We start from the raw sequence: 10855 nt of genomic DNA, 5'->3' as shown, positions 1-10855 counted from the left end.
ATAAGTTGACAAGAATAATGTTGAGGGAGCTTAGGAGAAAATCGGACGAAAAAAAAGATGATTTTGATTAAAAAGTCCTTGACAAGTAGCAACAGGTTCTGCAAATTAAAATTTTAAAATTTAAAGCGACCGTTAGAGCGACTGCGCCGTAGCTCAAAGACCGCCGAAGCGGCGCTGTTTGCGGCGGAAATCATCCACTATGCGTGCAAGCTCCTCGCGCCTGAAATCCGGCCACAGCGTCGGCGTAAACGCAAGCTCGGCGTAGCTCGCCTGCCAGAGCAAGAAATTCGACAGCCGCTGCTCGCCGCCCGTGCGCACCAGCAGATCCACGTCGCCGCTGTGCGCGGTATCCAGATGCGCGCCGATGCCCGCTTCGCTTAGTCGCTCGCCGCTTGCAAGCAGCCGCTCGCACGCTCGCACGATCTCGTCTCGCGAGCCGTAGTTGATCGCTAGGTTAAAATTTAGCGCTCGCCCGTTTTGAGTTAAATTTGAAAGATATTCGATCTCGCTTCGCAGATCGCCCTCAAAAGCCGATATGTCGCCGATCGGATAGAATTTTATCCCGTTTTGGATAAATTTTTCGCGGCGCGAGATTAGGAATTTTTGAAGCAACTTCATCAAAAATTCCACTTCGCTTTTCGGACGCTTCCAATTTTCGGTGCTAAAGGCGTAGAGTGTGAGGTTTGCGATGCCTTCGTCGATGCAAAACTCGCAGATCTGTTCCACGACCTCCGCGCCCGCTTCGTGCCCGCCGGTGCGCAGCAGACCGCGCTTTTTCGCCCAGCGCCCGTTGCCGTCCATCACAAGAGCGAGATGATTTAGGCTATTCACGGATCAGATTTTTTTCAGCTCAGCCGCGATTTTTAGGGCGACTTCGTCCTTCGGCGCGGTGTCGATTACGACCTGATCGTTCTTCGTGATAAAGGTGACCTTAAGGACGTCGCCGCCGAGCTTGATGATGTCGTCCAGCACGTTTAGGCAGACGGCGTCGAGATGCTTTTCGTTAAGCATGCGTTTGGCCTCGCCGACGGCATTTTCGCGGTCGGTTTCGAGTTTAAAGCCCACCTTTTTGATATTTCCGCGCACGGAGCTTAAGATATCCTCGTTTTCGCCCAGGCGTAAATTCCAAATTTCGCCGATCTCCGCCTTTTTCACCTTATCTTTGTATCGAACCTTCGGCGAGTAGTCGCTTACCGCGGCCGCCATTATCAAATATGCGCCGTCGGGGAATTTTGTGCTGTCAAGCGCCGATTTTAGCCCGATAGTGCTTTCAAATTTAACGAGCTTGTACGGTAAATTTTCATATTCGTTGCTAGAGATCAGCGTCACGTCCGCGCCTAGGTAAAACAGCGCGTCGGCAATCGCTTTGGAAGTTTTGCCGCTGGAGAAATTCGTAATGCCGCGCACGCTGTCGATCTTTTCGATCGTCGCGCCTCCGGTGATGATGACGGTTTTATCCTCCCAAAATTTATCGTTGTAAAGCGCGCGCTTTAGCGTCTGCATGATCGCCTCGGTGCTCGCTAGCCCGCCCTTGCCGGTATCGCCACAAGCTAGGGTTTTTTCTATCGGATCCACAAAATACGCATTGACGCTCGCTTTTAGCATATCGATGCAGTTTTTCGTGATGTTGTTTTCAAGTAGCGCGGGGTTCGCGGCGGGCGCAATAACCACCTTGGCATGGGCAAAAGCCGCGTTTAACACCTCTAAAAATACGTTGTCGCAGACGCCCCACGCGAGCTTGTTTATCGTATTTGCCGTAGCAGGCGCTATCAAAACCAAATCCACTTTGGAGTAAGCGATGTGGTTGATGCCCGCCTGCCAGTTTTCGTTGGCTTTGCAAAGCACGGGGTGATCGCACAGCGCCTCGAACGCCTTGTAGCTGACAAACTCCTGCACGCCGTCGCTAAGCGCAACATAGACGTCGAAATTCGACTTTTTCAGAGCGGATAAAATTTCAAACGCTTTGTAAAAACTGATACTCCCGCAAACCGCTAGTAAAACCTTTTTCTTACTCATCTTCGCTCCTAAAAAATTTATGGAAAAACCCATCTTTGTTGATTTGTTTGCTTCGGCTGATCGCCAGCGCGCCGCTCGGAACATCGCTTGTCACCGTCGTTCCCGCGGCGATTATGACGTCGTCGGCTATCCGCACGGGCGCTACTAGCTGCGTGTCCGAGCCGATAAAGACGTTTTTGCCGATTATCGTTTTGTATTTTTTCTTGCCGTCATAGTTACACGTAATCGTGCCGCAGCCGATATTGCTGCCCTCATCGATCTCGCAATCTCCGAGATAACTTAAATGCCCCGCCTTGATTTTGTTTACTTTTGCGTTTTTAAGCTCGACGAAATTTCCGATATGGGTGCCTATAACCTCGCATTTTGGGCGCAGATGCGCCATCGGACCGATGTCTGAGTTTTTTACGACGCTATCTTCGATGACGCAGCCGCTTTTTATGAGCGAGTTTTCGATCACGCAAGGACCGATGATGCTTACGTTTTCTTGCAACTCGCATTCGCCGATAAATTTCGCCCTACTATCGATGTAGATGCTTTGCGGTAGGCGCATCAAAACGCCTTGCTTCATCAAATTTTCTTTGATCTCGTTTTGCATTAAATTTTCGGCGATGCTGAGGGCGAGCTTATCGTTTATTCCCATGAAGCTTTGCTCGTCCACCCACACGGCGGCGCATTTTAAGCCCATATCTTTGGCGATTTTGATCGCGTCTGTGAGGTAGTACTCTTTTTGCGCGTTATCGGGTTTGATCTGCGGTAGAATTTGTTTCAATGCCTCGCTTTTGAAGCAGTAGCAGCCGGCGTTTGCGTCTTTTACCGCTTTTTCCTCTTCGCTTGCGTCCTTTTGCTCGACGATCTTTAAAATTTCGCCGCCTTTGGTGATTACGCGGCCGTATCCGAATGGATCGCGCGCGCTAAAAACGCTTAGATTTACCTCCGCGTCCCCCTCGCAAAGTTTGCGAAGCTCGGCACTTTTTACCAAAGGCATATCGCCGCAGATTATGAGCGTTTTTTCCCCGCGGATTTCGACCTCTTTTAGTCCGCCCGCAGTGCCGGGGAAGCGCTCGTGGTCTTGTTTGTAAATTTTAGCGTTTGGGAACTGCGCTAGAACCGCGCTTTTAACCTCGTCGAATTGATAGTATAAAATCACGCTCACGTCGTTTGAAATTTCGTAAGCTTTCTTTAAGATGTGGATTATCATCGGCTCGCCGCAAAGCTCGAAAAGAACTTTAGCTTTTTGCGACTTCATCCGAGTGCCCAGACCTGCGGCAAGAACTATAACCGAAACGTCGTTCATTTGTACCCTTAAATTTCAAAAATCGGATAATTTTAACACATTTAAAATAAATAAAAACCTAAATTTATGCCGCGCGGGCGAAATTTAAATCCCAAATTCAACTAAAATTTTATAAAATTCCGCCTAAATTTTAAAGCTTAGGCGGACGTTTTGAAAAAACTGATTTTGGTTACTTGTATTTGGGCTTTTAGTTTCTCGCTGATAGGCGAGTTTTTGCGCGGCATAGACAGCGCGTATTTGGCGTTTTCGCGCGTATCGTTGGCGCTAATTTGCTTTTTGCCGTTTATGAAATTTCGTGGCGTAAATCCCGCCTTGGCGCTTAAAATTTGCGCCGTGGGCGCCATGCAGATCGGCGTGATGTATATCTTTTACTACCGCAGCTTTGCGTATTTGAAGGTCTATGAAGTGGCGCTTTTTACGATATTTACTCCGTTTTACGTGACGCTGCTTTACGACGCGCTTAAGCTTAGATTTCGCGCGCTATATCTTTTCAGCGTCGCAGTCGCGGTGCTAGGTGCCTTGGTGATCAAATTCGGCGCGATAAACTCTGAGTTTTTGACGGGCTTTTTGCTCGTGCAAGGCGCGAATTTATGCTTCGGGCTCGGACAGAGCGCGTATAAATTTATGCTGGAGCGCCACGGCTTTAGCGAGCAGAAGGAGCTTTTCGGCTACTTTTTTGTGGGGGCCACCGCGGTTACGGCGATTGCCGCGATAGTGCTCGGAGATTTTTCTAAATTTAATCCCAGCTTCTCGCAGGGCGCCGTGATCGTGTATCTGGGTACTGTCGCAAGCGCTTTAGGGTATTTTTTGTGGAACAAGGGCGCGTGCGAAGTCGATAGCGGCGTGCTTGCGATTATGAATAACGCGCTCATCCCCGCAGCGATCGTCGTAAATTTAGTGTTTTGGCAAAAAGACGCCGATCTGGCGCGCCTACTTGCGGGCTCGGCGCTGATCTACGTTTCGCTAATTTTACATAAAAAGATCATGAAATTTTACGCCGTGCGCGAGCAAAGAATTTAGTATTTAACTAAAATTTTATATTTTTACATTAGAATTAGCCCTTATTTTATTTGAAGTTGGCAAAATGAAAAAAACCTTAAAATTTATCGCCTTTACCCTGCTCGTAGTCATTGCGATATATTTCTTATACGGCAAATTTTTTAAGCAAGAAGAGGCGCCGAAGGCGCTTACCACAAGGCTTGAGAAGGGCAGTATTAGAGGCACGGTGACGGCTGCGGGAGAGGTTTACGCCAGGGATTTGGTCGATGTGGGTGCGCAGGTAAGCGGTCAGATCAAAAAGCTCTACGTCAAAGTGGGCGATAAGGTTCAAAAGGGCGATATGATAGCGCAGATCGACTCAGTCACGCAAGAAAACGAGATTGCGCAGCAAAAGGCGCAGCTTTTGATCCACGAGGCAAATTTAGCTTCGGCAAAGATCGCCGCGGCAAACGCTAAAACGCAGTATAACCGCGAGCTTGAGCTGTATAAAAGAAACGCCGCCTCCAAAGAGGCTGTGGAAAATGCTAAAAATAGCGCCGCTTTAAAAGAGGCCGAGCAGAAGCAGATCGAGGCGCAGATCGAGCAGACCAAACTTCAGCTAAGCACGGCGGAGACAAATTTCGGCTACACTAAAATCACGGCTCCGATAAGCGGCACGATCGTTTCCATGCCGGTAGAGGAGGGCAAAACGGTAAATTCCAACCAAACTACGCCTACGATCGTAAAGATCGCCGATCTAAGCAAGATGGAGATCAAGATGCAAATCGCAGAGGGCGATATATCTAAAGTAAAGATTGGAATGGACGTAGAATACTCCATACTATCGGATCTGGATAATATCAAAAAGGCTAAAATTTACAAGATTGACCCCGGTCTTACCACGCTTAGCGACGGGACGTACGATAAAACCTCTAGCGGTTCGTCCTATTCTTCGAGCAGCAGCGACAGTGCGGTATATTTTTACGCAAAGATGCTAGTGGACAATGAAAACGATTTTTTAAAGATTGGAATGACAACCGAAAACAACATAATCGTAAGCGAAGCGAACAATACGAGCTACTTGCCTACCTCCGTCATTAAGCGCGACGGGGGAGGCGATTACGTCACTGTGCTTAACGGTAAAGAGCCCGAGCAGCGATACGTAAAAACGGGCGTTAGCGACGATTTGAATACCGAAATTTTAAGCGGCCTTGATGAAAAAGATGAGGTGCTTATCGCCGACGGAAAAGCCGCGCCGTTAAATATGGACGGGCCTCCGATGGTGTTTTAGTTAAAATTTTATGGTGTGAAGATGCTAGAGCTTAAAGATATAAACAAAAAATTCATTCTCGGCGATAACGAAATCCACGTCCTAAAGGACGTAAGCTTAAATATCGAAGCGGGCGAGTTTATATCGATAATCGGACAATCCGGAAGCGGAAAATCCACGCTGATGAATATAATCGGCTGCATCGATACGCCAAGCAGCGGAAGCTATAAGATCGAAGGTCACGAGACCGCGAATTTAAGCGGCGACGAGCTTGCGGCGCTTAGAAGCAAAAAATTCGGCTTTGTCTTTCAAAAATATAATCTCATCGCCACGATGGATGCGACCGCAAATGTCTCGCTGCCTGCGGTGTATGCAGGCGTAGGGGCGAGCGAACGGACGAAACGAGCGGTGGAGCTTTTGAATAAGCTGGAGCTTGGCGATCGCACTAAAAATTTACCGAGCAAACTTAGCGGCGGGCAGCAGCAGCGCGTAAGTATTGCCCGCGCTCTGATAAACGGCGGCGAAGTGATTTTGGCAGACGAGCCTACCGGCGCGCTTGATAGCAAAAGCGGCGAGACGGTGATGCAAATTTTAACGGCGCTGCACAAAGAGGGTCACACCATCATCATAGTCACGCATGATGCGCATATTGCGGAATTTGCGGATCGTATCATCGAGATCAAAGACGGTAGAATTTTAAGCGATAAAAGAAAGGCTGAGCGGGTTTTTGAGCGCAAAAAAGAGCAGATCAAAACGAAAAATTCCTTTATATTTTGCAAAGATCAGCTCATCGAGAGCTTTAAAATGTCGATTAGCGCGATATTTTCGCATAAACTAAGATCGATTTTGACGATGCTTGGTATCATCATCGGCATCGCCTCGGTTATCTGCGTAGTAGCTCTCGGTAAGGGTTCGGAGGAGAAAATTTTATCCGAGATCCGTAAAATTGGCACCAATACGATCGATATCTTTCCCGGTAAAAATTTCGGTGACGTGCGTGCGGGCTTCGTGAGCACCCTTACGATAAGCGATTCTAAAGTTTTGGCGCGCCAGCCCTACGTCGATTATGCCACACCAAATGCTTCTGCAAGCGGTACGGCAACATATGCTAATTTAAGCTCCAAGGCTCAACTGCGCGGCGGCGGCGTGAATTCTTTGGCGGTTAATGGCATAGATATAGAAGATGGTAGAAATTTTAGCGACGATGATATTAAAAATTCTGCCTCTGTCGCGATTATCGATCCCAACACCAAAAAAACATTTTTCAAAAACACCGATCCTATCGGCAAGACGATTTTATTTTCGGGTAAGCCACTTAAGATCATAGGAGTTTCGGGCAAGGATAAAAACGCCTTCGGAAGCAACGAAAATTTAAGAATTTACGCGCCGTACTCAACCGTGATGAATAAAATCACGGGCAATCGAAAAATCAGCTCTATCACCATCAAAATAAAAGACGATGTCAATACTCAAGTGGCCGAAGAGAGCCTAACTCAGCTACTTATCCAAAGACACGGCTCGCGGGATTTTCATACGATGAACGCAGATACTATCAAACAAACAATACAAAGCACTACCGGCACGATGACGATTCTGATCTCATCGATTGCGGTGATCTCACTCGTCGTCGGCGGCATCGGCGTGATGAATATCATGCTCGTAAGCGTTACCGAGCGCACGCGCGAAATCGGCATTAGGATGGCGATCGGCGCGAAGCAATCCAACATCTTGCAGCAGTTTTTGATAGAGGCGATCTTGCTTTGCTCGCTGGGCGGAGCTTTAGGAATTTTAATCGCTTTGGCGCTTGGATTTGCATTTAATACCATAAGCCCGGATTTTGCGATGAAATTTACTACCGCGCCTTTCGTGATCGCCTTTGCAGCGTCGTCCGCGATCGGTATAGTTTTCGGCTATCTGCCGGCAAGAAACGCCAGCAGATTAAATCCGATAGATGCTTTAGCACAAGAATAATCAAGGAGAGAAAATGATAAATTCCAAAGTAATTTTAAGCGGCGTTTTGGCCGTCTTTATCGGTGGCTGCGCCTCGAATCAAAGCGAAGTCGAGTATAAACCCGTAGAGAATTTCAAAGATGAAAACGCAAGCTACGAAATCGATACGCTGTGGTATAAAAAATATGGCGAATCATACTTAAATAAGCTTGTAGATCAAGCCCTTGCGAATAACTACGATCTAAAAACAGCGGCTTTAAACGTTGAGAGTGCTTATGCAAATTTAGGGCTAAGCAGGGCTGATCTTTTTCCTACGCTAAGTAGCTCGTGGAGTGCGGGCGCTAATCGCGACATAAGCACCGGCTCGAATTGGAACAAAACCTATAGCTCGGGCTTTAACGTAAGCTATGAGCTTGATCTTTTCGGCAAGATCCGCTCGGCGGTAAATGCCGAGGGCTGGAACGCTAAAGCCAGCGAGTTTGACCTTGAAAATACTCGCCTGACTCTTATAAATTCTATCGTAAGCGGTTACTTCGAGATGCTTTATTTAAACGATTCGCTAAAATGGACAAAACAGAATTTAAGCGATTACCGCGAGATCGAAAAAATAATCAAGGCAAAATATGATTACGGCAAGTCCGAACAGCTTGATTACAGGCAGATTCAAAATTCTATTCTAGGGCTTGAAAACAAGGTATTAAGCATTCAAAAAAATATTGAGGATAATCATAAATATATGAGAAATCTCATCTCCTCCAGCTTGCAATTTGATGATAACACAGATTCGATAAATTCCATAGAATTCCAAGGCGTTGATCTAAATGTACCTTACACAGCGCTTGCTAACCGCCCCGACATTAGAGCTGCGATCGCTAGGCTAAATTCCAGCTTTTACGACGAACAGACCGCTAAGTTAAATTTCTTTCCTAGCGTGAATTTGGGCGCAGGGCTTACTAATGGGCAAGGCGTGAGCGCTAACGATAGCTTCAAGCTAAATTTTTTAAGTGGCAACGTAAGCATAAGTCTGCCGTTTTTGGATTATGCGAGGGTTGAAAACCGCCTTAAAATTTCAGAGATCGCTTTTCGCAAAAACGTCGTAAATTACGAACAGACGCTCTCTAACGCTACGAATGAGGTGCTAAATTTATATAGAATTTACCAGATCAATCTGGCTAGCCTTAAAAATTTAAGCGCTGCTTACGATGAAAAGGCGCGCATTGCCGATCTTTACGCCGCGAAATACGAAGCAGGTTCAAGCGAGCTAAAGGATATGCTAGAAGCCCGCACCGATGCCGTAAACGCTAAGATAAACGAGCTAAACCAAAGATATTTGACGCTTCAAAACGAGGCAGCGATCTATCGCGCAATGGCAGGCAAATTTAAACGCAAATGAAAAAGGCTTTGATATTTTGGCTGCTTTGTGGCGCGATATTTGCTGATTCTATGGTACTAAGTGCGCAAGATGGTGCAGTAAGCCTTAGCGCCAGCGCTTACGTTGCGAACGATAAACAATCAGAATTTGAAAAAAACCATAATGAAATTATGCTAAATCGTCAAAAAAATGAATTAGATCGGCAAAGCCTGCAAAATAATTTGCAACGTGAATCAAAAGGCGTAGGCGACCACGATGATTTTTCGATGAAAAAACAGCCGATGCAAGACATCAAGGAGCGAAACAATAAAAATGAGCAAGACTTAAAACTGCGCCGTAAAAAGCTGCAAGGCGACGCTTATCGGCGCTAGGGCTGCTTTTGTTTATCGGTTTTTAAGTAAAGTTTCTATAAAATCTCCGCTTTACATTTTCTTAAAGGAACAGTTATGAAAAGAACGTACCAACCTCACAATACCCCTAAAAAGCGCACTCACGGCTTCCGCGTCCGCATGAAAACAAAAAACGGCCGCAGAGTTTTAAGCGCAAGACGCGCTAAAGGCAGAAGAAAATTGGCTGCGTAGGCGAATTTGCTGCAATAAGCGATAGCAGCGTTTTTTCGGAGGTTTATAAAAGTGCGGCGAAGTGGCATTGCGAATGCGCTGTCGTGTATTTTTTAGCTAGCGAAGAGCGTAAATTTAGCGCAGTCGCCAGTAAAAAAATAGGCAATTCAGTTACGCGAAATTACGCTAAAAGGCGTTTGCGCGCAGCGTTTTATAATCAAAAAGACGCCATTGTTAGCGGAATTTTTATATTAATCGCAAAAAAGCGGATCGTAGATATGAGCTTTGAAGACATTGAGCGAAATTTAAAATGGGCGTTTAAAAAGATCGGCGCAGTAAAATGAAGAGATTTTTTATAGCCGCGATCGGGTTTTATCGAAAATTTATTTCGCCTTTGCTACCGCGCTGTTGCCGTTATTATCCGAGCTGTTCGGAATACGCGCTTTATGAGTTTAAGTTTAACGGCGTCTTTGGCGCGCTCTGCGCTGTAACGGCTAGAATTTTAAGATGCAATCCGCTCTTTAGCGGTGGCATAGATTATCCGATAATCGCGCGAAATTTCAAATTTTGCGTATTTTCAAAAGCCTGCGAAGGCGGCTTTAACGCACGCGCGCAGAAATTTAAGCTTTGGTTTATACCATATAAAAAAAATAGATATTACGTCATACGACTAGGAGAAAATAGTGCTAGATAAACTTCCTCAATCAAAGCGCCTTGCTATCGCAATAGCAACTGCGCTCATATTTTTTGTAGCTTACGATCATTTTTATTTATCAAAAATTCGCGCCGCAATGGAGGCAAACGCAACTATGGCGCAGCTCGCGCAAAAAAATGCTGCCAAGTCCGCTCCGCAAACTACCGCCACTGGTGTGAGCGCGCAGGGAGCGAATTTAAATACCACAAATTCCATCTCTGCACCGTTAGTGCGCGTAGTCGGAAAAGAAGCAAATTTTACGATCGACGGACTTGGTCGCATAAGCTCATATGTGTTAAATGATGCTAAATTCCGTGACGAAAACGGCGATGCGATAAATTTAATTGATCCTAAATCACATTCTAAACCGCTTGAGATGCGCTTCGAGGACGCGGCGTTGAATGCAATGGCTTTCGATACTCCTTACAGTGCTTCATCTAGCGAGCTAGACGTGCGAAACGGCGAAGCTAGCGTGAGCTTAAGTCAAAATTTGGGCTCGGTAACTATAACTAAAAATTTGACCTTTTTCCCGAACGGCAGCTACAAGCTGGATGTTAAATTAAACGGCAGCGCACCTTATTTCATCACTCCGGGCTCGCGTCCGAACGTAGAAGTAGATAGCTATACGGTTCACGGCGTCATTGTAGGAAAACCGGGCGAAGCTGGAATTTCAGATAAAATTGCTTCATTTTTTACCGGCTCGCAAGCTATAAGCGAAAGC

At 46.3% G+C, this 10855-nt stretch carries 11 protein-coding genes and 1 pseudogene; 9 read left to right on the top strand and 3 right to left on the bottom strand.

Annotated features, from left to right (window positions below):
- Positions 1–153: 153 nt before the first annotated feature.
- Genes uppS through glmU form a run of 3 tightly spaced genes read right to left on the bottom strand, consistent with a single transcriptional unit; the run spans position 154 to position 3310 of the window.
- Positions 154–831 carry a polyprenyl diphosphate synthase gene (gene uppS / locus Q0413_RS09320; RefSeq protein WP_297949703.1) on the bottom strand — a complete coding sequence of 226 codons (678 nt, stop codon included), beginning with the start codon at positions 829–831 and terminating at the stop codon, positions 154–156.
- Between the two features lie 3 nt (positions 832–834).
- Complete coding sequence (coaBC, locus tag Q0413_RS09315) at positions 835–2016, bottom strand: bifunctional phosphopantothenoylcysteine decarboxylase/phosphopantothenate--cysteine ligase CoaBC (protein WP_291937896.1); 1182 nt, start codon at positions 2014–2016, stop codon at positions 835–837.
- The gene (gene glmU / locus Q0413_RS09310) at positions 2009–3310 is read right to left on the bottom strand and encodes a bifunctional UDP-N-acetylglucosamine diphosphorylase/glucosamine-1-phosphate N-acetyltransferase GlmU (protein ID WP_298989647.1); all 1302 of its coding nucleotides are present in this window, start codon (positions 3308–3310) and stop codon (positions 2009–2011) included. The genes coaBC and glmU overlap by 8 nt, the downstream gene beginning before the upstream one ends.
- A 150-nt stretch (positions 3311–3460) precedes the next feature.
- On the opposite strand from glmU, the gene Q0413_RS09305 reads away from it, so the two are divergent.
- The 9 genes and pseudogenes from Q0413_RS09305 to Q0413_RS09265 form a co-directional block, all read left to right on the top strand.
- Entirely contained in the window at positions 3461–4330 is an 870-nt protein-coding gene (locus Q0413_RS09305) for an EamA family transporter (RefSeq protein WP_298989646.1), read from the top strand.
- Between the two features lie 64 nt (positions 4331–4394).
- Positions 4395–5579 (top strand): efflux RND transporter periplasmic adaptor subunit, encoded by a 1185-nt coding sequence (locus Q0413_RS09300; RefSeq protein ID WP_298989644.1) that lies wholly within the window; start codon positions 4395–4397, stop codon positions 5577–5579.
- 21 nt (positions 5580–5600) lie between these two features.
- Positions 5601–7529, top strand: a complete 1929-nt coding sequence (locus Q0413_RS09295; protein ID WP_298989642.1) for a MacB family efflux pump subunit — start codon at positions 5601–5603, stop codon at positions 7527–7529.
- 13 nt (positions 7530–7542) lie between these two features.
- Entirely contained in the window at positions 7543–8901 is a 1359-nt protein-coding gene (locus tag Q0413_RS09290; RefSeq protein WP_298989640.1) for an efflux transporter outer membrane subunit, read from the top strand.
- Positions 8898–9251: a hypothetical protein gene (locus tag Q0413_RS09285; protein ID WP_298989638.1), complete on the top strand. Its 354-nt coding sequence runs from the start codon at positions 8898–8900 to the stop codon at positions 9249–9251. The genes Q0413_RS09290 and Q0413_RS09285 overlap by 4 nt, the downstream gene beginning before the upstream one ends.
- A 75-nt stretch (positions 9252–9326) precedes the next feature.
- The gene (rpmH, locus tag Q0413_RS09280; protein ID WP_298989635.1) at positions 9327–9461 is read left to right on the top strand and encodes a 50S ribosomal protein L34; all 135 of its coding nucleotides are present in this window, start codon (positions 9327–9329) and stop codon (positions 9459–9461) included.
- The gene (rnpA, locus tag Q0413_RS09275) at positions 9449–9784 is read left to right on the top strand and encodes a ribonuclease P protein component (protein WP_366939676.1); all 336 of its coding nucleotides are present in this window, start codon (positions 9449–9451) and stop codon (positions 9782–9784) included. Before rpmH ends, rnpA begins: the two co-directional genes overlap by 13 nt.
- The gene (gene yidD, locus Q0413_RS09270; RefSeq protein WP_298833614.1) at positions 9781–10134 is read left to right on the top strand and encodes a membrane protein insertion efficiency factor YidD; all 354 of its coding nucleotides are present in this window, start codon (positions 9781–9783) and stop codon (positions 10132–10134) included. The genes rnpA and yidD overlap by 4 nt, the downstream gene beginning before the upstream one ends.
- Positions 10124–10855, top strand: a pseudogene (locus tag Q0413_RS09265) (membrane protein insertase YidC); the annotation flags it as partial. The gene yidD and the pseudogene Q0413_RS09265, both read left to right, overlap by 11 nt.

The organism is uncultured Campylobacter sp. (assembly GCF_938045465.1).
Classification (GTDB): Bacteria; Campylobacterota; Campylobacteria; order Campylobacterales; family Campylobacteraceae; genus Campylobacter_B.
The sequence above is the reverse complement of the archived record's forward strand: the minus strand, read 5'-3'. Positions and strand labels throughout refer to the sequence as shown.

What these genes read in the sequence shown, in the direction of transcription:
- coaBC (WP_291937896.1), bottom strand. Translation starts at nt 2,016, where the DNA reads ATGAGTAAGAAAAAGGTTTTACTAGCGGTTTGCGGGAGTATCAGTTTT.
- glmU (WP_298989647.1), bottom strand. Translation starts at nt 3,310, where the DNA reads ATGAACGACGTTTCGGTTATAGTTCTTGCCGCAGGTCTGGGCACTCGG.
- Q0413_RS09300 (WP_298989644.1), top strand. Translation starts at nt 4,395, where the DNA reads ATGAAAAAAACCTTAAAATTTATCGCCTTTACCCTGCTCGTAGTCATT.
- Q0413_RS09295 (WP_298989642.1), top strand. Translation starts at nt 5,601, where the DNA reads ATGCTAGAGCTTAAAGATATAAACAAAAAATTCATTCTCGGCGATAAC.
- Q0413_RS09290 (WP_298989640.1), top strand. Translation starts at nt 7,543, where the DNA reads ATGATAAATTCCAAAGTAATTTTAAGCGGCGTTTTGGCCGTCTTTATC.
- Q0413_RS09285 (WP_298989638.1), top strand. Translation starts at nt 8,898, where the DNA reads ATGAAAAAGGCTTTGATATTTTGGCTGCTTTGTGGCGCGATATTTGCT.
- rpmH (WP_298989635.1), top strand. Translation starts at nt 9,327, where the DNA reads ATGAAAAGAACGTACCAACCTCACAATACCCCTAAAAAGCGCACTCAC.
- yidD (WP_298833614.1), top strand. Translation starts at nt 9,781, where the DNA reads ATGAAGAGATTTTTTATAGCCGCGATCGGGTTTTATCGAAAATTTATT.